General features: G+C 44.3%; 21 protein-coding genes. 10 read left to right on the top strand and 11 right to left on the bottom strand.

Translation table 11 applies throughout. The features are described from left to right. Window positions 1-114 precede the first annotated feature (114 nt). Complete coding sequence (locus V7R55_RS00855) at window positions 115-1,440, top strand: OapA family protein (RefSeq protein WP_334056533.1); 1,326 nt, start codon at window positions 115-117, stop codon at window positions 1,438-1,440. Window positions 1,441-1,447: 7 nt separating this feature from the next. Beyond that, window positions 1,448-2,650 carry an anhydro-N-acetylmuramic acid kinase gene (locus tag V7R55_RS00850; RefSeq protein ID WP_334056531.1) on the top strand — a complete coding sequence of 401 codons (1,203 nt, stop codon included), beginning with the start codon at window positions 1,448-1,450 and terminating at the stop codon, window positions 2,648-2,650. A 53-nt stretch (window positions 2,651-2,703) separates the two neighbouring features. Here the strand turns inward: V7R55_RS00850 and fucP are convergent, their stop codons facing one another. Next, the gene (fucP, locus tag V7R55_RS00845) at window positions 2,704-4,041 is read right to left on the bottom strand and encodes an L-fucose:H+ symporter permease (protein ID WP_334056529.1); all 1,338 of its coding nucleotides are present in this window, start codon (window positions 4,039-4,041) and stop codon (window positions 2,704-2,706) included. A gap of 502 nt (window positions 4,042-4,543) precedes the next feature. Between fucP and V7R55_RS00840 the strand changes: the two genes are divergently transcribed. Both V7R55_RS00840 and V7R55_RS00835 read left to right on the top strand, forming a co-directional pair. Next, window positions 4,544-5,863: a carbohydrate porin gene (locus V7R55_RS00840; RefSeq protein WP_334056527.1), complete on the top strand. Its 1,320-nt coding sequence runs from the start codon at window positions 4,544-4,546 to the stop codon at window positions 5,861-5,863. A 215-nt stretch (window positions 5,864-6,078) separates the two neighbouring features. Continuing rightward, complete coding sequence (locus tag V7R55_RS00835) at window positions 6,079-7,200, top strand: alkene reductase (protein ID WP_334056525.1); 1,122 nt, start codon at window positions 6,079-6,081, stop codon at window positions 7,198-7,200. Between the two features lie 137 nt (window positions 7,201-7,337). Here V7R55_RS00835 and V7R55_RS00830 read toward each other — a convergent pair whose 3' ends face one another. Next, window positions 7,338-7,784 (bottom strand): SRPBCC family protein, encoded by a 447-nt coding sequence (locus tag V7R55_RS00830; protein ID WP_334056523.1) that lies wholly within the window; start codon window positions 7,782-7,784, stop codon window positions 7,338-7,340. 198 nt (window positions 7,785-7,982) lie between these two features. Next, window positions 7,983-9,794, bottom strand: a complete 1,812-nt coding sequence (locus V7R55_RS00825; RefSeq protein WP_334056521.1) for a trans-sulfuration enzyme family protein — start codon at window positions 9,792-9,794, stop codon at window positions 7,983-7,985. 155 nt (window positions 9,795-9,949) lie between these two features. On the opposite strand from V7R55_RS00825, the gene V7R55_RS00820 reads away from it, so the two are divergent. After that, window positions 9,950-10,942, top strand: coding sequence for a D-2-hydroxyacid dehydrogenase (locus tag V7R55_RS00820; RefSeq protein ID WP_334056519.1), 993 nt, complete (start codon window positions 9,950-9,952; stop codon window positions 10,940-10,942). A gap of 46 nt (window positions 10,943-10,988) precedes the next feature. Here V7R55_RS00820 and V7R55_RS00815 read toward each other — a convergent pair whose 3' ends face one another. Continuing rightward, on the bottom strand, window positions 10,989-11,561 hold the full coding sequence (locus tag V7R55_RS00815) for a glutathione S-transferase family protein (protein ID WP_334056518.1): 573 nt from the start codon (window positions 11,559-11,561) through the stop codon (window positions 10,989-10,991). A gap of 198 nt (window positions 11,562-11,759) precedes the next feature. After that, window positions 11,760-12,104 carry an iron-sulfur cluster insertion protein ErpA gene (gene erpA, locus V7R55_RS00810; protein ID WP_025256292.1) on the bottom strand — a complete coding sequence of 115 codons (345 nt, stop codon included), beginning with the start codon at window positions 12,102-12,104 and terminating at the stop codon, window positions 11,760-11,762. A 327-nt stretch (window positions 12,105-12,431) separates the two neighbouring features. On the opposite strand from erpA, the gene V7R55_RS00805 reads away from it, so the two are divergent. Next, window positions 12,432-13,265 (top strand): polyphosphate kinase 2 family protein, encoded by an 834-nt coding sequence (locus V7R55_RS00805; RefSeq protein ID WP_334056515.1) that lies wholly within the window; start codon window positions 12,432-12,434, stop codon window positions 13,263-13,265. Window positions 13,266-13,296: 31 nt separating this feature from the next. Here the strand turns inward: V7R55_RS00805 and minE are convergent, their stop codons facing one another. The 5 genes from minE to V7R55_RS00780 all read right to left on the bottom strand — a co-directional run bounded on the left by minE (window position 13,297) and on the right by V7R55_RS00780 (window position 17,382). Next, window positions 13,297-13,551 carry a cell division topological specificity factor MinE gene (gene minE / locus V7R55_RS00800; RefSeq protein ID WP_118492536.1) on the bottom strand — a complete coding sequence of 85 codons (255 nt, stop codon included), beginning with the start codon at window positions 13,549-13,551 and terminating at the stop codon, window positions 13,297-13,299. After that, entirely contained in the window at window positions 13,551-14,360 is an 810-nt protein-coding gene (gene minD, locus V7R55_RS00795) for a septum site-determining protein MinD (protein ID WP_269916709.1), read from the bottom strand. The genes minE and minD overlap by 1 nt, the downstream gene beginning before the upstream one ends. Window positions 14,361-14,390: 30 nt before the next feature. After that, window positions 14,391-15,185 carry a septum site-determining protein MinC gene (gene minC / locus V7R55_RS00790; protein ID WP_334057127.1) on the bottom strand — a complete coding sequence of 265 codons (795 nt, stop codon included), beginning with the start codon at window positions 15,183-15,185 and terminating at the stop codon, window positions 14,391-14,393. A 372-nt stretch (window positions 15,186-15,557) separates the two neighbouring features. Continuing rightward, on the bottom strand, window positions 15,558-16,925 hold the full coding sequence (locus V7R55_RS00785; protein WP_334056512.1) for a class II fumarate hydratase: 1,368 nt from the start codon (window positions 16,923-16,925) through the stop codon (window positions 15,558-15,560). 124 nt (window positions 16,926-17,049) lie between these two features. Continuing rightward, entirely contained in the window at window positions 17,050-17,382 is a 333-nt protein-coding gene (locus V7R55_RS00780) for a hypothetical protein (protein WP_334056510.1), read from the bottom strand. Window positions 17,383-17,584: 202 nt separating this feature from the next. Between V7R55_RS00780 and azu the strand changes: the two genes are divergently transcribed. Further along, window positions 17,585-18,034, top strand: coding sequence for an azurin (azu, locus tag V7R55_RS00775; RefSeq protein ID WP_334056508.1), 450 nt, complete (start codon window positions 17,585-17,587; stop codon window positions 18,032-18,034). A gap of 91 nt (window positions 18,035-18,125) precedes the next feature. Next, complete coding sequence (locus V7R55_RS00770; RefSeq protein WP_334056506.1) at window positions 18,126-19,373, top strand: putative manganese transporter; 1,248 nt, start codon at window positions 18,126-18,128, stop codon at window positions 19,371-19,373. Between the two features lie 72 nt (window positions 19,374-19,445). On the opposite strand, the gene V7R55_RS00765 is transcribed toward V7R55_RS00770, so the two are convergent. Further along, on the bottom strand, window positions 19,446-20,162 hold the full coding sequence (locus V7R55_RS00765; protein ID WP_334056505.1) for a DUF6776 family protein: 717 nt from the start codon (window positions 20,160-20,162) through the stop codon (window positions 19,446-19,448). A 104-nt stretch (window positions 20,163-20,266) separates the two neighbouring features. Between V7R55_RS00765 and V7R55_RS00760 the strand changes: the two genes are divergently transcribed. Together V7R55_RS00760 and V7R55_RS00755 are read left to right on the top strand one after the other, a co-directional pair. Further along, window positions 20,267-21,943: a chloride channel protein gene (locus tag V7R55_RS00760; protein WP_334056503.1), complete on the top strand. Its 1,677-nt coding sequence runs from the start codon at window positions 20,267-20,269 to the stop codon at window positions 21,941-21,943. Between the two features lies 1 nt (window position 21,944). Continuing rightward, window positions 21,945-22,373 carry a CopD family protein gene (locus V7R55_RS00755; protein WP_334056502.1) on the top strand — a complete coding sequence of 143 codons (429 nt, stop codon included), beginning with the start codon at window positions 21,945-21,947 and terminating at the stop codon, window positions 22,371-22,373. Window positions 22,374-22,535: the final 162 nt, after the last annotated feature.

Here is a 22,535-nt window from a genome sequence, read left to right as displayed (position 1 = left end):
AAGAGCTATTGGGTGTAACAATTTGCGCTAACAAAAAAATGAGAAAAGTTGCATTTTTAAGCAACGTATGTGAAATAGTGCTGTGCACATAACATTTCTCAGGTGGGCTGTAGTATGAGAAAGAAATTAGACGCTTCTAAAGCGCTACATTTATATAAAAATTTACCTAAGCAACATAGAACCGGTATTGCTATCGCAAGCTTGTTTCTTGGTGGGCTTATCCTTTTGCCGTCGGAGCCTGTGGAGGCTAGCCGTCATCAAGAGGCACATATTTTAGATGCAGGCGTTCGCTACCCTGTAGATCTTAACATCACACCGTCAACCGACGTTTTTTCGAATGAAGAAGAGTCTACTTGGCAAGCTTACAAGGTTCGCAGCGGCGATACCCTAGCAAAGCTATTTAAGCGTGCAGGGTTTACAGCACGCGACGTATACAATGTGACCCAGGCAGGTGAACTGACAAAAACGCTCGTCACTTTGTTACCTGGCGATGAACTATCGTTTAAAGCGAACAAAGATGGTAGCTTTGGCGAGCTGAAGTACAAGCTATCTTCAACGGAAACTCTCTTCGTGCGCCCGGATTCGACTGAAGAGAACAGCAGTCTTGTCGCTGAATTAGAAAAGCGCGATGTAGATATTCGCTACAACTTTGCGCAAGGTGAAATCCACTCAAGCTTTTGGAATGCAGCGAGAGATGCAGGGCTTACCAGTAACCAAATTATGAATTTGGCAGGTATTTTCGGCTGGGATATTGATTTCGCGATGGAGATTCGTTCAGGCGATACGTTCAATGTTGTTTTTGAAGAGCAATATATTGACGGCGAGTTTGTTGGCTACGGCGATATTGTCGCGGCTGAGTTTACCAACCAAGGCGAACAGTTTAGCGCGATCCTTCACGAGGACGGCACATACTACACTCCGGAAGGGCGTAGCATGCGTAAAAGTTTTTTACGTGCGCCAGTTAATTTCAGATACGTCAGCTCTAACTTCACCAAAGCGCGCTTCCACCCGGTCCAAAAACGCTGGAAAGCACACCGCGGTACCGATTATGTAGCAGCCGTTGGCACGCCCATCATGGCTGCAGGCGATGGAAAAGTTATCAAAGCAAGCTACGATAAATACAACGGCCATCATGTATTTATTCAGCACGGCGAGAAATACACCACTAAGTACCTGCACTTTAAAAAGCGTGCAGTGAAAGTTGGAGATACGGTTAAGCAAGGACAAACCGTGGGTTACTTGGGTAGTTCAGGTATGGTTACTGGCGCGCATCTTCATTATGAATTCTTAGTAGATGGTGTGCATAGAAACCCACGCACCGTAGAGCTGCCAAAAGCTTTACCCATAGCAAAGGAAGAGCGAGAAAGATTTATGGAAATAGCAAAACTTCGTCAACAGCAACTCAATAATAACAAACGTATTATGCTCGCGATGAAATAGTTACGCTATGGCAAAATATATTGGCTTGATGTCAGGCACAAGCATGGACGGCGTTGACGCCGTCCTATGCGACATCACAGCAACGACGTGCAAAACGCTTTCAGCACATACAATCCCCTATCCTAGCGAACTACTCCACGCTCTTAACGATTTGTGTAATGAAGGCCCTGACGAGCTCAACACGCTTGGCATTGCAGATAGACTCGTTGCAGAAGCCTTTTCACAAGTTACTCTAGCGTTACTTGATAAAAACAATCTTAAAGCGTCAGATATCACTGCCATTGGCTCCCATGGTCAAACAGTGCGTCACTACCCCAACTCTGATGTGATGTCCGCCCATTTTTCTAGCCCTTCTATTCGGGGCTTCACTTGTCAGATTGGCGACCCTAACACTATCGCTGTGCTAACTGGCATTAATGTAATCGCCGATTTTAGGCGTAAAGATATTGCGCTTGGCGGACAAGGTGCGCCGCTGGTACCCGCTTTTCACAATACGGTCTTCGCCAGTGAAAATAAATATCGAGCGCTGGTAAATATTGGCGGCATCGCAAACATTTCACTACTTGCGCCAAAGCGAGATAACACACCGCCAAAAGGGTTTGATACTGGGCCAGGTAACACTTTAATGGACCAATGGATAAGCCTTCATTTAAACGAAAGTTTTGATAAAGACGGTGCATGGGCTGCGTCAGGGCAATGCCATACCAGCTTATTAGACAGGCTTTTATTAGATGATTACTTCACTTTATCTGCGCCTAAAAGCACAGGCAGAGAGCATTTTAATATTGATTGGTTAAGCAACGCCCTTGCTGATTACTTTCCCTCCAGTGCAGACCTGCAAAGCGAAGAAGAAAACAACAATCTAGCCCCAAAAGATGTGCAAGCCACTTTGCTTGCACTTACCGGCAGCACAATCGCTCAGGAGATCATTAAACATCTACCTAAAGCAAGTAATGCGAACATGCAAAGCGAAGTAATTGTGTGCGGCGGTGGCGCATTTAATAAAGCGTTAATGTCTTATTTGAACAACGCTTTGAGCGATTATGCCGTAGCAGACAGTTATGTGCTGGGAATTCATCCACAGCATGTAGAGGGTGCCGCGTTTGCTTGGTTAGCGCATGCATTTATAAATGATATTCCGAGTAATGTGCCTGAGGTTACGGGTGCAGCCAGATCTACAGTACTTGGGGCGCTATTTAAAAAAGCATGAAACAGGGCCACTGATGCAATCAAGGGCCCTCTAATATCGTTTCCTCAGAAGTATTACTTAGCGATTTCCATTTCCATATCTTTTAATGCACTTGCATCAATATCGTCCTGAGGTTTAACACTGCGCTTTTTAGCGCGCATGTCGAAATAACCATACCCCCCCACAAGCAGGAAGCAAATAGCTGGAACAACATAAGATACAACCACTCCTGCGCTATCAATAATGGCGGCTTGGAAAAGTGGCATAATGGCTCCACCAAGGATAGCCATCACAAGGCCTGCTGCGCCTAGCTTGGTGTCTTCCCCCAATCCTTCGAGCGCAATACCATAAATAGTCGGGAACATTAGCGACAAACACGCAGAAATTGAAACCAGTGCAATTGCGCCTGCTAAATTAGGAGACTGCGTCATGAAGATACAAAGTGCCATGGCAATCAACGACATAACCATTAATAGCTTAGCAGGATAGAGATACTGCATTGCCCAGGTCATCACAAAGCGAGAAATTAAGAATACGATCATGCTGTATTGTAATATTTCACCACCACTTACTTCGTTGCCACCCGTCGCTTTCATTGCATATTGGATAGTAAAGGTCCACACACAAGTTTGTGCGCCAACATTGAAAAACTGAGCCAATACACCAAAACGGTAGTGTCTGTTGGCCACTAAGCGCTTCAGCGATGCGCCCAATTTGACGTCTTCCACACTAGATTCAACCGATTCTTGAACTGGCGTCTTAATTAGGAAAATAGCGACCCAAACCAACACTAATACACATGCCATACCTACGTAAGGAAGCATTACAGCATCAAGTTCAGCCCCTATTACGCTTTTAAGTTCGCTTACCGACATGGCTGCACGCTCTTGCGCAGATGCTTGATTCAAGTTTGGCAATATAAGCGTTGCAGCTAAAAACACACCTAAATTAGTACCAACGGGGTTAAATGCTTGAGCTAAATTTAAACGGCGTGTCGCACTCTTTTGATGTCCCATCGCCATAACGTACGGGTTAGCTGACGTTTCTAGAATAGATAATCCTCCCGCCAGTACAAAAAGTGCGGCTAAGAAAAACCCGTAAGTCATGGTTTGGCTAGCAGGATAGAAGAGGAATGCCCCAGCAGCGGCACACCCCAAACCAGTCAATACACCTGTTTTATAAGAGAAGCGCTTGTTAATAAAAGCAGCAGGAATGGCTAAGCAAAAATAAGCTCCATAATAGGCAAATTGAACCAATGCCGATTGCAAAGACGACATAGTGAATATTTTACTAAATACCTTTACCAAAGGGTCTGTCATATTCGCAGCCACACCCCATGAAGCAAAGCAAATCGTTAACAATACAAAGGGAATTAATGTGTCTTTGGAAACCAAAGGGGCGTTGTTTTTCATAAGAACAGCCTTTCGCTTGTAAAATATTAGTTAACCAATTTAAGCATTGCTATTAGAACCTGTCAATAAATCAATTTAATTTACTTATTTGAAATTGCGTCAATAATTAGACTTTATGTGTAGAAGCCCGTTAACAACCGCTGCGAGGCTATTTTTAAGATGACTAAACGCAACCAAAAAAAGATATATAAATCAAAACACTAAAAAAAACCCCAAGCCATCGCAAAAGATTACTGCACGCTTTGAAATACTACAGTTCCACCTTCCTTACATTAACAAAAAATACACACACTTTAAAAACCACATAAATAAACAAGGTTGATTTAATTGAAAAACTTAGTTAAGTTTCTTTAAAAATAAACATATGTTAACGCGGTGTAACGTCATTTACGTCCGATTTATCTAACGCTGACAATGAGTTACCAAATAATGCGTAGATATCATCAGTCACACATTCGTAACAAGCTGCGGTTGATAAACATTTTTAACTGAGAGAATAACGATGAAAAAACCTACAGCTACCCGTCGCCTTACCGGATATATGACAGGTTTGCATACTGCCCTCTTCGCAAGCGCTGCCATTGTTAACGCCACTGCGACAGCATCACCAAGTAAACTTGAAGACGCGTTTGAATTCCAAGCAAGTTATACGGGTGAGTCAGCCACCAATATTGACGGTGGTGAACGCAGAGGCAGCGCCTATGCTGGTCAGCTTTTTGTAGGTGGAGAATTAGACTTAAATACATTAGCAGGCTGGGAAGACACTAAAATCCACGTTGCCATAACGAACCGACACGGCAAAAACTTAGCCGAGCACTACATTGGAAACAGCACGTCTGTGCAAGAAATCTTTGGCGGTCAAAACACCCGACTTGCACGGTTTACTATTTCTTCCACATTCTTAGATGGCGATTTAGAACTAGAAGGTGGCCGTACAGTAGCGAATATTAGCTTTTTAGGCTCTGAACTTTGTCAGTATTTTCAAACCAATGCAGCTTGTGGGAACCCAACCTTTGTATTTAGAACCAGTAATTTTACATGGTGGCCGGTTTCAAGTTGGGGTGGCCATGCGAAATACTGGCTTACGCCAAAAACATACTTTCATACCGGCATCTACGAAGATAATACCAGTCATCAAGATTTAGGTGATCACGGCTTCGATTGGGCGACTAATGAGGCTACTGGCGTTGTCGTCCCCTTTACGCTGGGATATCAAACCACGTGGGACAATGACGAACTACCAAGACGCTATGAAATTGGGGGTTGGTACGATGGCGCAGACTATACCGACCCTGTCTTTGATGAAGAGGGCAACTATGCGGCGCAGTCAGGCAATGATTACGCTGTTAGAAACGGTCGCTCGGGTATATTCGCACGTTTTGAACAAACCGTTTCTCGTCCTAACCCACTAACGAAAGAAGGGTTAACCTTTTTCGGAGCAGTGCTAACCGGTACATCGGGCGAACTAATTGAGGACTACTTTATAAAAGCGGGCTTTGTAATAAGAGGCACCCTCGCCACACGCCCTGATGATACCATTGGCTTCGTATTTACTCGTCAACAGTACAGTGACGAAGCGCTAGAGGATCAGCGTATATTAAGAAGCATAAACGGCGGGGTTGGTACACCAGCAAGCAGCCAAACCATGGTAGAGCTCAGCTATGGTTATCAACTCAACGATCACGTAAGAATTCAGCCGAACGTTCACTACATCATCAACCCTGACCAATTCGCGGAGCGTGACAGAGTTATGGCACTTGATGATGCGATTGTCTTGGGCTTAAGGTTCGACGTAAACCTAGCGGCTTTGATGCTTAACTAAAGGTTTTCTCTTGTTATACACTTCACAGCGCCTTCGGGCGCTTTTTTTCAAATCGATGCTATTCCCTGGCATTGCGCTTAATTAGTTTCAAGGGCAACCTTCTACAAATCCAACTTCTCGTTATTCCTGTATTCACTACTATCTTACGGCGTTAATAGCGCTAATAAGCGTAACGCTTCATCAACAAACTCTTCTTCGTTAAATAAGGAATACGAATGACAGACTCAGTACTTTTCAGCTCGTTCGATTGGGCGGGTGACACATTGCAAAATCGAATGGTATTGGCACCAATGACAAGAGGTCGAGCGGGCGCCGATCGCATACCGAATAAAATTATGGGCGATCACTATGTTCAGCGTGCCGATGCAGGACTCATTATTACTGAAGCAACCACCATTTCAGAAGAAGGCATTGGTTGGGTTGACACGCCTGGAATTTATACTGAAGAGATGGTTGAGGGCTGGCGCTCTATTGTAAACCGCGTTCATGAAGCAGGTGGAAAGATTGTACTTCAACTTTGGCACACTGGGCGCGCATCTCACAGCGACTTTCACAACGGTAATTTGCCTCTTTCTGCATCCGCTATCAAAATTGAAGGCGATGAGATTCACACGCCTAAGGGCAAAAAGCCTTACGAAGTACCGAAAGCCATGACCTTTGACGATATTAAGCGCACCGTAGAGGACTTCAAAAAAGCCGCGATAAACGCTAAGGCAGCAGGTTTTGACGGTGTGGAAGTACATGCGGCAAACGGCTACCTTATCAACCAATTCTTAGATAGCCGTAGCAACCAGCGTGACGATAATTACGGTGGTAGTGTGAACAACCGGTACCGCTTCTTAAGCGAGGTGATGGACGCAGTATTAAGCGTATGGGAAAAAGAGCATGTTGGTGTAAGACTTTCCCCAAACGGCGCATTCAACGACATGGGGGCCGATGATTTTCGTGAAACCTTTACCTATGTAGCCCAACAGCTAAATAAACTGGAGATAGGCTACTTACACGTAATGGACGGCTTAGCATTCGGGTTTCATGAGCGTGGTGAAGCCATGACGTTAGCGGAATTTAGGGCCCTTTTTGACGGTATGCTGATGGGCAACTGCGGCTATACGAAAGAAGAAGCGGAAAAGCGCTTATCTGACGGTGATGGTGACATGATTGCGTTCGGAAGACCTTGGATCACAAACCCAGATCTACCTACTCGCTTCAAGCACGGCTATCCATTGGCATCATTTGACGATCCATCTTCATGGTACGGAGGCAGCGAGGAAGGCTATAACGACTTTGACACGTACCGAGAAAAAACCGGAAAAGACGCGATGACATCGTTGACCTAATTTGCTCTGGGCAGAGCAAACCACTCTGCCCCTACCTGACGCCTTGTCACTTGGTGTCAAACCCTGTAACTCTTGTATGGGCGTTGCGCTTAGCACTTTGCATCACAGTCGGACGCTGTTGAAGACAAAAAACGAGTTTAATTAAAGGATTTTGTCCTAGTTGCTAAAACAGCAAGTTTTTCCAAGCACGACATCCACGCAAAGTTGTGCTGATCGCATTCTTGCTTGTTTAAAAAGCCCTGTTGCATAAGAACTAGCCTTACATTGTCGTCTTCAGTTTCTTCAAAGTGTATGTCTACGGATGTCATCACCGACTCTTCCATGTCATCTTCCCATGCCCAAGAAAACGACAATTGTTCGTTGGCTAAAATCTTCACGTATTCACCGGTTAATGACATTTCTACGCCACTTGGATCCGCCATTTTTATGCGATAACGCCCGCCCTCCCTGAAGTCACTCATGATTTGTGTAACTGAACAATCACCAGGCGCAAACCACTCACTGAGATATTCAGGCTCGTGAAATGCTGCAAAAACAAAGGGCAATGATGCATCTAGCGTTACATCAATTTTAAACTCGTGCATAAAGCCGCCTTAGTTGTTTTATAAAGATAAGAGTCTTAATGTTTTTACTTTATACCAAAGAAAAGCGCTTATTATCGCTAATAATCTTTGCCACAAATAAAAAATCCCGAGCCCGCGTAAGGAAAGGCCCGGGAGAAGGAGAACATCCTCATTTGTTGTATCGACAGCTCAAGGCAACTCCTTGAACTAAAAATTCACCTATGACCCTTTCATCAGTGAGTCCATACTGGCCTTGCTGCCAAAATGCTGTGAGCTTACTCTCTCACTTACTGATAAATACAAGTTATCTATGTCGGCGTTTGCCATAAACTTCTCGCAAAAACCAGGCGCATGGGGCTCTATAAAATGCTTGGCGGCCAGCATAAAGTGAGCGATAAGCTGCTTAACGTTATCTGTACCCATTGCAATACGCATGGTCGTCAACTCTATTCCGGCTTTTTTCTGTTCGTCGCTACTGAGTTCTGAATGAGACGTCAATGCGGGGCACAAAATTATCGTATTATTCTGCCCTATACTTACTTGGTGGCTAAATGCTGGCTCTAGGGCGTCAAAGAAGCGCACAAACACGTCGCGAGGTAAGTTTGCCGGTGCTATATCAACGGTGAATAAGGTGCAAGGCCAGCCGTGCGTATGCTGCTTTTCTCGTAAACCTGCATTACTGTGTTCAGCCAACGCATGGCAGTTAACGCGAATTTGTTCGTGGGCATTTAGAAATGAGGTGAAGACTTCCGTGTTGATCACCTTTGTCATCATGCGTTGCTCAAGAGTTTTCATGCCGTTAAGCACGTCAAACGCCTTTTCAGAATCTAGGAATGCACCTTTAATGTAATACACATCCCAGAACATGGTTTCGGACCAGTCCACGCCGTTTGCTGAGCTGCCTTTTGGCTGGAACATACGGTGCCCCTCCCCTATCACAACACCTGCTGTGGTTGCACCACTACCACACAAGTCTTTGGTGTAGCTGTGGATCACGTAGTCAGGTCGTGCAGCTTTGTTTTTGTGCTGCAGCGGTTGATGCAACACGGGCGTGGCAAGCGTAGAGTCCAACATTACTAACGCATTTTGTGCGTGTGCTAACTCACATATTCCGGGTACATCCAATACATAACCATGTGGGTTGCATGGCGATTCCAAATACACATGCATTTTTGCGCCATCGCTTAAGCGTGAGGCATGTTCAGCCTTTGTTTGTTGCATAAACGTAGCAAAGCTTTCTGCGTCGTAACCATCAAACCATGCAATTTGAATATCCATACGGTTGCTGCGGGCGAAATAATCATGAAGCAGTTGATATACCCCGCCGTATACATTTCTAGAAACAATGAGCACATCGCCATGACTTAGAACATTTGATAAACAGGCATCAATAGCCGCCATACCCGAATTAAAATTCCAGGCTAGATATTCGGCAGCATAAGGTCCCGCTTCCATGTCTACAATGGCGTTAGCAAGGGAGATATTGGTCGGGTTTAATAATCGCGAGTAAATTTGGTGGGTAAACTCTTTACCTTGGAAAGCATCGTCAACCCACTCAGTACAGGCGTACACATAAGTCGCGGTTCTTACGACCACGGGCGTTGCGGAAAAGAGTGCAGTTACATTGTCGAATAACGGATAATGCCCTTGTGAACCATTGCCGCTCGACAAGCTCTGGTATGTAGCTCGAAACGGGTTTTGCAGTGTGTCTAATATTTTCGCAATTTGAAAAGACAAAAACTTTTTAACATTGAAATACGCTAACCTGTCTTCTTTATCAAGTCCTTGTAACGTATTGTTGGTAATATCCCAAAGCTGCATAACGCTAGCCTGAGCCCCATATAAGTGATGAGCCGTATTAGCGAGTGCCTTGCCATAGTCGCTTTGTGCACTTATACCGAAATGTGAAAGTTGCTCCTCAACTAAAGCCTGCGTTGTTTCCGCTTGGGTCGTGTTACGCTTAGGAGATAGCACTTTCGCGTGCGTTACATCAACATCTATTGAATTTTGGAAATTATTTTCTGACTGCATAGCGATTCCGTTGCAATTTAACTTCAGGTGCAAATACATTACACCGACACTGTTTACAAAAATGTAAAACTTAAATCACATTTTTAGAACAACCCGCTTTACGATAGTGCGTTCATGCAGAGGAAAGAAAAGTTTACTTTAGGAGTGTTAGGCCAATGACAGCAAGAAGTTCGAAGGTGATTGAACTTACTATTTTAAGCGATGAAGCGAATGATATTGCAGATGCACTTCAAGAAAAAATAGCAGAAAACGATAGCTTTATCGGGGCGGATGGTCGCCCACTTATAACGCTTAAGCAAATAAGTACGCGACTAGAAGATGTTAATGCCCAGGCTGTTACTGTAATGCTTGCAGACCCTGATCTCGCTTCTCGTATTATCAACAACTGTACTGCGCTTACTTGGTGTCAATCGACGTGGGCAGGTAACGCACCACTGCTTAGCGAGAACAAAAATGACTACACACTTACTGGCTTAAAAGGAATTTTCGGTAAGTTAATGCGGGAATACGTTTTTGCCTACTTACTTGGGCACGCCAGAAATACAAGAGCATTCGAAAAAAATCAGCGAGCCGCTCAGCCAAAGTGGGAGGCATCAAAACGGGTACCGTTAAACGGCCAAACGCTCGGCATTGCCGGACTTGGCAGTATCGGGCAAGCACTTATTCCAGTTGCGCACGCCTTCGGTATGCAGGTTGTGGGTTTAACGAAAAATGGGAAAGAAGTAGAAGGGGCTAATGCTGTTTATACTCCTGACAATATCGAAGGGTTTGCCAGTGCATGTGACCACGTAGTGAATTTAATGCCAGATACCCCCACAACACAAAACATGCTGTCTCATCGCTTTTTCAACGCACTTAAACCTCATAGTGTATTCATTAACGCCGGTCGAGGTAGTGCTGTTGACGATGATGCTCTTTTACAGGCTTTAAACAGCGGTGAATTGGCTCATGCGGTTTTAGATGTATTTCGACACGAGCCACTCGACCCCGATCACCCGTTTTGGAAGCATCCCAATATTTCAGTGACAGCTCACACAGCGGCAGAATCTCAACCAAGCGATGTAGCAGATGTGTTTTTAGAAAATGCGCTACGCTACATAAAAGGTGAGCCGCTCAAATATCAGTTTGATTTTGAAAAGGGCTACTAATTGTTTAATAGCTTTTTATATAGCGCGTTCTGGAAATTGACTGGATCTAACCGCGCGGGTCTGTTGCGGTTACTTCAATTCTGTCATGGTGCTTTTCATGAAACGCTAACAATTGAGGGTAGTCTTTCATACTGTGTAATTCGCGGAAAAGCACCCAATCAATCATGCTATATAAACAGATTTCTGGGTATGTCCATCCACTAAACCCACCCGCGTCAAGTTGCCCCGATAACGCGTCTAATACAGCTTCAATCCGCTCATTTTGAAGTCGGTAATACATTTTATCTTCGCTGATATCAAAATCTGAACGCTTTAGAAGCATAAGCTGAACAAATGAATCATTGGCTGCGTCAATTAACGTTAGCTGGTTCTCTTCTTCCCAGCTTAAGCCATCGTGATCAAGCTTGTCGGCAAGGTAGTTATAGATAATGCGAGAATCGAAAACCATTTGTCCCTCGTCTTCAAGGCAAGGTACTTTTAATGTTGGGTTACGAGAAGCAAGCAGTTCGCGATCTTCACCTGAAAAGATCTGAAGATTTAAAAACTCGTGTTCTGTAGACGCTAATACGATGCGAATACGGCGTACATAGGGAGAAGTGGTTGAGCCATATAATTTCATAAACGCTGTCCTTAACTATGGTCGTTTAATGAAATCAGTGTAGCCAGAATTTGAAAAGAAAAGGAGATATTGTGAAAAAACAACCGACAGGCATACAAAAGAATGCGATGTATGCCTATCGCTTTAACTACAAATAATTACAGATAAAGGGGTTTGCGTTTAAAGCGCACAGCGTGTGCTGCCCCTAAAAGAATTCATTTAAACGCTAAAGCTTGCGCCACAGCCACAAGTAGTGGTGGCGTTAGGATTTTGAACTAAAAACCTTGAGCCTTCTAAGCCATCAACGTAATCAACAATTCCACCTACTAAATACTGTAGGCTCATTGGGTCAACGACCATGGTTACTGTGTCTTTTTCAATAGTCATATCGCCTTCGTTCACCTTCTCATCGAATGTGAAACCATATTGAAAGCCCGAACAACCACCACCTGTTACGTAGACACGTAATTTTAAATCAGGATTTTCTTCTTCTGAAACAAGGGCTTTCACTTTCGCTGCTGCAGCGTCTGAAAACTCAATTGGCAACGCCGTTTCTACAGACATACCCACCTCTACAATAATCTCGTGCTAACGCACTTTCTGCTTGAACGCAATTATCTAATACTTGCGGATAGTTAGCAATTATTGGGGCAAAACTTAACGAATCAACCACAAATGTGAAGACCGTTTTCACCCCACGTTACACAACGGGTATTAAAAGGAAGGTTGCCCTCATGACCACGAACGAATAAACGTTGAACTGCAAGCTCATATCCTGTTAGCGTAATTCGCTAGTTAAGTGTTGACGCTTTTTTAATTCTGCATGTGATTTATTTAAAATTCACAAATTTTAGGTAACACTCTGATATATATGAAATATAGGTTATTTATATGAGCTCTTCGCATAAAAGAACTAACGTTGCCTTGTTCGACGATTTCGGTCTTTCTCGATTTGATAACAAGGAGGAATACAAAAAGCAGATGAGCGCATGCCAAGAATCTCTTTTTCACGTTCAGCAGTCCTACTATCACCAGAAAAGACGCGCGCTTATCATTTTTGAGGGTTGGGACGCATCAGGCAAAGGTGGAGCCATACGACGTATCACAGAGAAATTAGATCCCCGCTCTGTGAACGTGTTTCCAGTGGCAGCGCCGACAAAAGAAGAACGTGAGAAACACTTTCTTTATCGTTTTTGGAAACAGATCCCTTCACCTGGTAAGCTCACAATTTTTGACCGCTCCCACTATGGACGGGTGCTGGTTGAGCGGGTTGACGGACTGACCCCAGCCACAGACTGGCAGCGTAGTTATAAAGAGATAAACGAATTTGAAAAAACGCTTAACGATAATGGCGTCCGCATCATAAAGTTGTTTATGCATATCTCTGCCGACGAGCAGCGCGAAAGGTTTGAAGAGCGCTTACACAACCCTTTTAAGCGTTGGAAGCTCACCGAAGAGGATTTACACAATCGTCGCATGCGCGAACATTACGTTGAAGCTATCAATGATATGTTCGAGAAGACTCATACCGATTACGCCCCATGGCATATTATAAATGGAGAGTACAAGTGGCAGGCGAGAGTTGACGTACTTGAGACCCTCGTTCAAGCATTAAGTGAAGGGGTAGATATTACCCCTCCCCCTTTAGATGAGAAGCTCATTGCTATGGCTTCAAAACAACTAGACGTTAATGAGGAAAAACTTAGAAACACTGATAAAAAATAATGTGTCACTATTTTTTATCGGCAATTACCAACTAGTTTTCCGGAAGCGTTACGTTTAGTTCTAGTACGCTGCATTCGTCATTATTATCAAGCTGAACTGACACTTGATCATCCGCGATAGAAACGTACTTTCTAATCACTTGAATGATTTCTTGTTGCATCATTGGCAAGTAATCAGGCTCGGTACGCTTTTTACGTTCATGCGCAACAATAATTTGTAACCGCTCTTTAGCTACAGCGGCAGTGCTCGGCTTTTGCTTCTTTTTGAGCAGGTCGAAAATTCCCATCACTTCCCTCCTAGAAGACGCTTAAAGAACCCTTTCTTTTCTGCTTCAAGGAAACGATGTGGAACAGTTTCGCCTAGCAGACGTTTGACAGCATCAGCATAAGCTTGTCCTGCATTTGCCTCTTCGTCAAGAATAACTGGCTGGCCTTGGTTCGACGCTTTAAGCACTGATTCTGATTCTGGTATTACCCCTAAAAGTGGAATCGCCAAAATTTCTTCCACATCGGCAACACTCAACATTTCCGCACTTTCTACACGCATCGGGTTGTAGCGGGTAAGAAGCAGGTGCTCTTTAACTGGCTCGCCTTTTTCTGCGCGCATCGATTTGCTTTGTAGGATACCTAAAATACGATCTGAGTCACGTACCGACGACACTTCCGGGTTGGTTACTACAATGGCTTCATCAGCAAAATAAAGCGCCATTTGAGCACCTTGTTCGATACCTGCTGGTGAATCACAAATGATGTACTCGAAGTCTTTCTTAAGCTCGTCCAATACTGCTTGCACGCCCTCTACAGTGAGTGCATCTTTATCGCGGGTTTGAGAAGCTGGAAGAATGAAAAGATTTTCCGTTCTCTTATCTTTAATTAGCGCTTGTTTTAGTGACGCTTCCTTGTTGATAACGTTAACAAAATCGTAAACAACGCGGCGCTCACAACCCATGATAAGGTCAAGGTTTCGCAAGCCTACATCGAAATCTATCACTACCGTTTTATGACCTGCCAACGCAAGCCCCGTACTTATTGCTGCACTCGATGTAGTTTTACCTACACCACCTTTTCCTGAGGTTACTACGATAATCTTTGCCATCTATTCTTTCCTATTAGTGCGTACAAAGCATTAAGCTAACGGCTCTATACGCAATGTTTCTTCTTCTAAATACACGTGTGCTGGCTTCTTCCAGCATTCACCCTTTACGGTGTCGTGCATAATGAATTGCCCAGCAATTGAAATGAGTTCTGCGTCTAATGACTGACAAAATACACGAGCGCCGGTATTGCCTTTAACGCCAGCTAACGCGCGCCCGCGCAACGTACCGTAAACATGAATGTTGCCATCAGCCAAAAGCTCAGCACCTTCGCTCACTGACGCGGTTACTACTAAGTCACTGCCTTCAGCATAAACTTGCTGACCTGAACGTACAGGGCGATTGATGACTTTAGCTGGCTTAAGTGCAGGGGCTGCTGTAGGGGCAGGCTCGGTTTTGGGAGGCTCAGCAACCGTTGGCTGTTGTGCTATCTGCGCGCGCTCGCTGCCATCGATTTTGTTGATGCCGCATCCAGTGCCGTTATTAGCGCTCTCTTTTTGTGAACGAAGCGCGCTATCTGTAAATTTACTTTGGCTGACATCAGCTAGTCCCAAGTCATTGATGGTGGGTTTTAGCTCTGCCACTTCACCTTTTACCGCCATAGGCTGCAACTGCAACCGACGGCAAAGTGCCACCAGCAATTCAAACTCGGTAGCAGATAAGGGCTTAATCAAATGCAAAATCAGTGAGGAACGGGTAAAGAACTGCGGCGCGCTCGCAACTTTCTTAGATAATTGGGCTTCGAAGTTATCTGGCTCAAAATCTATTACTTCTAACACAATACTGGTGAGCGTAGTGCCCTTCATGCGAAAGCAAGTTTCTGTCATTTTTTCATCCCGAAAAGGCGTTACTTTTTTCATAGCGATTCGCTATCAAAATAAGCAAAACCTATTAGCGCTAATGCTTGACGCTGTCTTACGCAGCGATACAAATAATTTATATCATTACTGTACCAAAATTCCTGTTCACATACAGCAACTGTATATCGGTTAAAAGAGGCTTCACTCTACTTATTAGCCAAGAATGTAGCTAGGAACGTGCCAACCATCGAATAGTTTTTAGACAAGCAGGTGCTCTGCGATTTTTTTCACCCAGTTTCATTACAACTAACTATCACTTCCGCCACAAAAAAGTGCGATGTTAAATCGCACTTCTTTCACTCCACATCTGTTTCTAGACTTTGTTTAAGCGTTTTACAGCTAAGTGAGTTTTCTGGGGTCTAGTAGGGCTTCCAGCTCATTCCGAGAGATATCTGTCATTGCTTCAGCCACATCGATAACAGGCTTATTCTCCTTATACGCTGCTTTGGCAATTTCCGCGGCTTTTGCATAGCCAATGACAGGGTTAAGCGCGGTGACGAGAACAGGGTTTCTGTAAAGTGGCGCTTCAATGTTATCTTGGTTGACCGTGAATCCTTCAATTGCTTGTTCGCCAATAAGCGTCGCACTGTTGGTCATTAGCGACAAGCTTGATAACAAATTGCTGGCAATCATAGGCAGCATGACGTTGAGCTCAAAGTTTCCAGACTGCCCGCCTACGGTAATTGCCGCATCGTTACCTATCACCTGTGCACAAGCCATTGCCACCGCTTCAGGAATAACTGGGTTAACCTTACCTGGCATTATCGACGAGCCGGGCTGTAATGCTGGCAAAGCTATTTCTCCCAAGCCTGCTAGCGGGCCGGAATTCATCCAGCGCAGGTCGTTGGCAATTTTCATTAAGGTTACTGCCAAGCTTTTCGTCACACCTGAAAGTGTTACTGCGGTGTCCTGAGAGCCAATGAGCGCAAAGAAATTATCTGCGGGTTTAAACGCGATATCGGTCAGTTCTCCTAGCGTATCTGAAAACGTTGTTGCGAAGTCAGCATGGGCGTTTACGCCCGTACCCACTGCCGTACCTCCCTGAGCAAGGGTTTGGATAGCAGGTTGCACAGCACGAAGGTTTTTTAACTGCTGCTTAAGCTGAGATGCCCAAGCTAGTAGGCTTTGATCCATTCTTACTGGCATCGCATCCATTAGGTGTGTGCGCCCCGTTTTACAGTATTGCGAAACAGACTTTGCTTTTGCTTCAATAAGGCTAACCAGACCTTCCACAGCAGGCAATAGCTCATTTGACAAGGTATTAGCTGCACTTACGTGAATAGTTGTTGGTATCACATCATTTGAACTTTGCCCGTAATTTACATGGTCGTTCGGGTGAACCTTTTCACTTGAATAACGAGACGCCAAACGGGCTACTACTTCGTTGGCATTCATGTTTGTACTGGTACCGGACCCCGTCTGAAAGACATCTACCGGAAAGTGCTGCATAACATCGTCAAGGGCCAATAGCTCATCGCAGGCTTTAACTATCGCCAACCCCCGGTCGCTATCTAGTGTTTTCAGCTTCATATTTGCCTGCGCTGCGGCTTTTTTTACAGTGAGCAACGCGCGTATAAAAGCTTCGGGCATGCGCTGCCCACTGACCGGAAAATTTTGAATAGCACGTTGAGTTTGTGCGCCGTAAAGTGCATTTTCAGGCACTTCTAACTCACCCATGCTGTCGCGTTCTGTGCGTGTTGCTGTCATAACTCGTATCCTTGTGTTGATGTAACTGGCTTTTTGGCGTGTTTATCACGCTGTCATCAAAGCTCTACTCGGGCTACTAAGTGCAAACTAAGAGTACTCAGTAGGTATTCCCCTCGTTAGCCGCTCATAAAAAATGTGGGACTAGCACATGCATATCTATTTTTAATCTTGCAAGCGTAATTCGATCACTCTCGGAACAGGCATAGCGCTCAGCGTTAAGTAAAGGCTTGTATAAGTGGTCTAAACAGGTATAGCGCCACTGTCTGCTAACTAGCGGGTCGCAAATAACTTCATACAGCAATTCAACTGCATTGTTATAAATCGCAAACTTGTCGCTTTTTTGTGGTAGTAAATTAGCGATGCAGGTAACGCCATCTAAATAGTTAACCAATACATCCAGTTCACCACCGTTGTGCTCAAAACGAATTTGTTTACGTGTATTTCGCATCGATGACATTAGCTTTGTTCGTTTATCAAGAGTGCATCAAAAAATAGTGCAGTGAATAGGCAAGAACTATTGATAGCAAACTCACCACAAAAACTCAAATGATAATTATTAGCATTTGATTTGATCCAGTGCTATGCTTTTTCGTATTGAAAATGGAATCTTCTAATTCCACCGAAAGGTGCGATTAATCTATATTCAAAGGACATTATTCATGATCAAGAAACTACTTGGCGGCACAGCCCTTTTCTTTTTAGCTTCCAGCGCATTCGCTAACGAATGTGAGACAACTGTGGAATCAAATGACGCTATGCAGTTCAACACAAAAAACGTAACGATTCCTGCAAGTTGCAGCGAATTTACCGTTACGCTTAAGCATACTGGTCAACTACCAAAGCAATCTATGGGTCATAACTGGGTTATGACAACCAAAACCAATGGGCAAGCGGTAGCAACAGATGGCATGAGTGCTGGGCTCGATAATGACTACATTAAGCCTGATGATGAGCGTGTAATTGGTGCTACAGAGATAATCGGTGGTGGTGAACAAACCTCTACTACATTTTCTGTTGAAGGTCTAAGTAAAGACGAAGAATACATGTTCTTCTGCTCATTCCCTGGCCATATCGGAATCATGCAAGGAACCGTTACCCTTTCTAGCTAAGCGTACGCAATTTTCCGATAGGAATACGGAAGGCGCACTTTTAATTGTGCGCCTTCATAACAGTGTTCAGTAATTTGAGAGTGAAGTTGTAATGGATACGGCGTCCCACACATCGAGAAGTGCAAAAGCGTTGGAGCACGATAAGTATCGCCCACGTATTCTTGGTGGATCTCCTCTAAGTTCCATTCGAAACCCTCTTTACCAGCTGTTAGCTAACAAGCGACTGCTGATGCCACTCTTAATTGTAGCCCTACTCGCTTATAGCAGTACCCGCTCTGTTACACTCTCAGTTTTATCAGACGCATACTTCCAAGTAGCTGCATTTGTTTATGCATCGCTTGCACTTTATTACTTGGCCACATTGCGGATCTCAGCCGATACTATTGGCAATTACATGAAAGCGCACCCCGTTCACGAGGTAGGCCTTTCGGCGCTGCTTGGTGCTTTACCCGGCTGTGGTGGTGCAATTATTGTGGTGACACAGTACACCCGAGGTGTCACCAGTTTTGGCGCTGTGGTAGCGGTATTAACCAGCACCATGGGAGATGCAGCCTTTTTGTTGCTAGCTCAGGCGCCATTGGATGCGTTAACCGTTATGATAGTCAGTGTCACGGTAGGCGCCGCGACGGGCTTAGTAGTCAATAAATTCCATAATTATCGAGCACCGCAAACCCTTGATTCGAATGAAAATCACCAGAACATTGATAAACCGAAAGCGCTAAACCATAAAGCCGTGTCACTATCTAAAGTATTCTGGATGATTGTGAGCTTACCGTCGCTAGTAATTGCCCTCGCTCTGGCGTTTCAACTCCCCGCTCACAGTTACTTGGCTATTAGTGAGAATACACTAACACTAATTGGCGCCTCTTTGTGTATAGCAAGTTTAGTGCTTTGGTCACTATGCGGTTCGGGAAGCGGATATGCCTCAGTCGCCAAAGAAGACGTCATTCCGCCCCCGTCGAAGTGGCAGGAAAAAGCCGCGTTAGATACACAATTTGTATTGGCATGGGTGATACTCGCATTCTTGATTTTCGAGCTTTCTGTTGTCTTTTTTGGGCTAGACGTAGCTGGAATGCTTGAGGCTATGGGCCCCGGCTTGGTCGGCTTGGCTATTGTTGTTGGTTTTTTACCAGGGTGCGGCCCTCAGATATTGGTCACCAGTTTGTATTTAAATGGCGCAGTTCCTTTTTCAGCGCAGTTAGGCAACGCGATTAGCAACGATGGAGATGCTTTATTTCCCGCTATCGCACTGTCACCAAAGGCAGCACTAATCGCCACTGTGTACTCTGCCATTCCAGCCTTTCTTGTGGGCTATGGCTACTGGTATTTGTTTGAATGAGATAATAAAACTATGCTATAAAAATTAGTAAGGTTTTACTTAGCAAAACCATGGGTGTGGCTAAGCCACATTTTAAGGAGATTGTTCTACGTCGACAGAAAGCGCTTCGCTCCACGGAACGCTGATCTCATACTTGCCTTTGGAGGTTTTATATTGATAGACCCGTGTAGTAAAAGCGATAGACTCTACATCTATGTCTTCTTCGATAGTAAGCATTACGTTAACCGCTTGGAAAAAACGAAAACGATACTTAACGTCTTCAGCAAGTAAGCTTGAATTGCCAGATTCTAGCCTAATAGGCTTTCCATCTCTCTTACCCACAATGGCAATATCTAAGTTGCCATTTAATACAGCTTTTCTCTGTTTTGACTGCAGTAAAACTAGCCTAAGCTGATACGATGTATTGCTTAATTGAAAGACCTCTACCCCTTCAATAGCAAAGCCGTCATCAGTTTTCTCGGGTGCCATAACACGTTCATAAAAGCTTAGCTGCTCTTGTTGTGCTTCTAGCGCTTTCTTCTGCTCACTTAACGTTTTTGCGATATTTTCTGACTCGAGTGTGGCAAGCTCCAAAGCAACTTCAAGCTGGTTAACTTTGGTCGTTAGCGTGTTGTTTTCTTCAGACAAAATGGCAATAGTTTCTTTTTGAGCCTTTACTTTTTTTGCGTCACCTTCGTCGATGATTCGCGCCAGCTTATAGCCAAACCCGACCATGACCAACATGATGAACGCTACCATCAAGGTCCACTTATAGCTGCCTAATATTTCTTTTAATTGGTCTGTCGTCATAATTTCTTCATTAAAAAACTGCAAAACGCTAACGCGCTCTAAACATTATGAATTTTAAGTGTTTATGGTAAGCTGCTAACTACGTTAATCTACTGTACCACAACATGCGCTTGCAGGCTTTAAGAGAGGAAGTAGCTCATCCACGCACTACCATTCAGTTGTGCATGCTGGGCATTGTAGGGGGAACCTGCGCGGCGCTTATTATCATACTGTTTCGGCTATGCGTTGAATGGCTTCAAGAAACAGGGGTATCGTCGCTTAAGTCAGTCCTTGCTTACGACTGGTTAGTATGGCTAATCATGCCGCTTATAAGTGTTGGCCTAATACTATTCATTGCTTTTCTCACTGGCTTCAAACATTACCGCTTGGGTATTCCTTTTGTTATTCACCGAGTAAAATACTATTACGGCTACGTGCCTTTCAGGACAACCATAAACCAATTTTTTGGTGGCATGCTCGCGTTAGCAGGCGGTTTTGTCGTAGGACGTGAAGGCCCTTCTGTGCATATGGGAGCATCGGGCAGTAGTTTTATTGGGCAATGGCTTCGCTTGCCCTACAACAGCATTCGAATTCTCGCTGGCTGTGGCATTGCTGCGGGTATTTCTGCATCGTTTAATACCCCGTTCGCTGCCGTCATATTCGTAATGGAAGTGGTGCTGCGAGAATATAAAATCCATATATTTGTTCCTATCATGCTGGCCGCTGCCTGTGGCTCTGTGCTCACTCGTATTGTATTTGGAGAGGTCAATGAACTTTCCTTCTTATCGTTTAATGCGTTTAGCCAGTGGATGTATTTCTATCTAGTGCTATTAGGCATTTTACTAGGTATGTTGGCCGTGCTTTTTAATAGCCAGCTAATGCGTGTTATGACTTGGTTCCGGCCGGTTTCTATGGTGTGGCGCTTAATACTTGCGGCGCTGATTACCGGTACTATAGGTATGTTTATACCTGAGGCACTTGGGGCGAACTTTATTGATGTAGAGCATTTATTCGATAGTTCACCTGGCGCCCTTTTGCTGGTATCTACTCTTGTGTTTAAGGTTATCTTGGCGGTATTTGCAATTGGTCTTGGTATTCCTGGAGGGATTATAGGCCCGGTGATGGTTATCGGTATGCTTGCGGGTGCAGTGCTTTTATTGCCCTTGTCATATTTCATCAACGTGCCTGAATTTACTAACAGCTTTGCACTGCTAGGTATTGCGGGAATGCTGACGGCGGTGTTACACGCACCTCTTGCTGCACTTTCTGCGGTTATGGAGCTTTCTTATAGCCCTCAAATTATTCTGCCAGCCATGCTGGTGATAGTGCCTGCTTACGTAACTTCAACGCAGTTTTTCGGCAACCGCTCTATTTTTATACGTCAGCTTGACTATCAAAATCTTCCATACGCTATTTCATCTATCCGAGAAGCCCTTGAAAAGACCGGTGTACTGGCAGCGATGAATAGAGATTATAAGCTTTTTCACGATGCCCCAGAGCAGGCGTTAATTAACTATCTAGAAGGCAATCCGACAAAAATTGTCATTCAGAAATCAAAATTTGAAATAGATGTGCAGTATAAGCTGGTCCAATACAATGTAAGTTTAGAACACGATGCAGCAGCATTAAACTATTACGAAATGGAAGGCATCAGCGCGCAGTCTACGCTGCACGAAGTATACGAACATCTTAAAAATTCGCGCTCTGGCGCAGTTTATATTTACGATCAGGAGCTTAACGATATTATTGGCGTAGTTACGTGGAATATCTTACAAAGCTTCTTACAGAAGGCACACTACTAATATGTACATTTTATGGTTTAAAGCACTGCACATCTTTTTCATGCTGGCGTGGATGGCAGGCCTTTTCTATTTACCGCGACTTTTCGTTTATCACGCTTCGACTAAGTCTCAAATAGTCAAAGATGAATTTAAGGTTATGGAGCGCCGATTGTGGTTCTTCGTTACTCCATTCGCCTTATTAACTCTGGTGTTCGGCGTAGCGCTTATTGTCAGCTATGGTGGTACATGGTTTAAAATGTCAGGGTGGCTTCACATAAAATTTCTGCTGTTGCTTGCTATTTACGGTTACCACTTCTATTTGTTTAAGTTAATGAAGCAGTTCGCACGAGATGAAAATAGGCACACTCCCCGCTTCTATCGCTTTTTGAATGAGGCGCCAGTGTTAATTATTCTCGCCATTGTATGTTTGGCTGTGGTTAAACCCTTCTAGGGCTTGGCCACACGCAGACATTCAAAGGCAGCAAGGAAGTCAGTACTCAAGGAATCAGTACTAATGTGTGATGTAAAAGGTTTTTGAAACTTAAAGTAGAGCGTGTTGTAGACATCACACACGGCCGCCCGAAGCGAGTCTTGTATCGGGTTTATTGAATTG

The organism is Alteromonas sp. S005 (genome assembly GCF_036864475.1).
GTDB lineage: Bacteria > Pseudomonadota > Gammaproteobacteria > Enterobacterales > Alteromonadaceae > Alteromonas.
The sequence above is the reverse complement of the archived record's forward strand: the minus strand, read 5'-3'. Positions and strand labels throughout refer to the sequence as shown.

Bases quoted from the DNA above. Each gene is read 5' to 3' on its own strand.
- V7R55_RS00855 (WP_334056533.1), top strand. From the start codon at position 115: ATGAGAAAGAAATTAGACGCTTCTAAAGCGCTACATTTATATAAAAAT.
- V7R55_RS00850 (WP_334056531.1), top strand. From the start codon at position 1,448: ATGGCAAAATATATTGGCTTGATGTCAGGCACAAGCATGGACGGCGTT.
- fucP (WP_334056529.1), bottom strand. From the start codon at position 4,041: ATGAAAAACAACGCCCCTTTGGTTTCCAAAGACACATTAATTCCCTTT.
- V7R55_RS00840 (WP_334056527.1), top strand. From the start codon at position 4,544: ATGAAAAAACCTACAGCTACCCGTCGCCTTACCGGATATATGACAGGT.
- V7R55_RS00835 (WP_334056525.1), top strand. From the start codon at position 6,079: ATGACAGACTCAGTACTTTTCAGCTCGTTCGATTGGGCGGGTGACACA.
- V7R55_RS00830 (WP_334056523.1), bottom strand. From the start codon at position 7,784: ATGCACGAGTTTAAAATTGATGTAACGCTAGATGCATCATTGCCCTTT.
- V7R55_RS00825 (WP_334056521.1), bottom strand. From the start codon at position 9,794: ATGCAGTCAGAAAATAATTTCCAAAATTCAATAGATGTTGATGTAACG.
- V7R55_RS00820 (WP_334056519.1), top strand. From the start codon at position 9,950: ATGACAGCAAGAAGTTCGAAGGTGATTGAACTTACTATTTTAAGCGAT.
- V7R55_RS00815 (WP_334056518.1), bottom strand. From the start codon at position 11,561: ATGAAATTATATGGCTCAACCACTTCTCCCTATGTACGCCGTATTCGC.
- erpA (WP_025256292.1), bottom strand. From the start codon at position 12,104: ATGTCTGTAGAAACGGCGTTGCCAATTGAGTTTTCAGACGCTGCAGCA.
- V7R55_RS00805 (WP_334056515.1), top strand. From the start codon at position 12,432: ATGAGCTCTTCGCATAAAAGAACTAACGTTGCCTTGTTCGACGATTTC.
- minE (WP_118492536.1), bottom strand. From the start codon at position 13,551: ATGGGAATTTTCGACCTGCTCAAAAAGAAGCAAAAGCCGAGCACTGCC.
- minD (WP_269916709.1), bottom strand. From the start codon at position 14,360: ATGGCAAAGATTATCGTAGTAACCTCAGGAAAAGGTGGTGTAGGTAAA.
- minC (WP_334057127.1), bottom strand. From the start codon at position 15,185: ATGACAGAAACTTGCTTTCGCATGAAGGGCACTACGCTCACCAGTATT.
- V7R55_RS00785 (WP_334056512.1), bottom strand. From the start codon at position 16,925: ATGACAGCAACACGCACAGAACGCGACAGCATGGGTGAGTTAGAAGTG.
- V7R55_RS00780 (WP_334056510.1), bottom strand. From the start codon at position 17,382: ATGTCATCGATGCGAAATACACGTAAACAAATTCGTTTTGAGCACAAC.
- azu (WP_334056508.1), top strand. From the start codon at position 17,585: ATGATCAAGAAACTACTTGGCGGCACAGCCCTTTTCTTTTTAGCTTCC.
- V7R55_RS00770 (WP_334056506.1), top strand. From the start codon at position 18,126: ATGGATACGGCGTCCCACACATCGAGAAGTGCAAAAGCGTTGGAGCAC.
- V7R55_RS00765 (WP_334056505.1), bottom strand. From the start codon at position 20,162: ATGACGACAGACCAATTAAAAGAAATATTAGGCAGCTATAAGTGGACC.
- V7R55_RS00760 (WP_334056503.1), top strand. From the start codon at position 20,267: ATGCGCTTGCAGGCTTTAAGAGAGGAAGTAGCTCATCCACGCACTACC.
- V7R55_RS00755 (WP_334056502.1), top strand. From the start codon at position 21,945: ATGTACATTTTATGGTTTAAAGCACTGCACATCTTTTTCATGCTGGCG.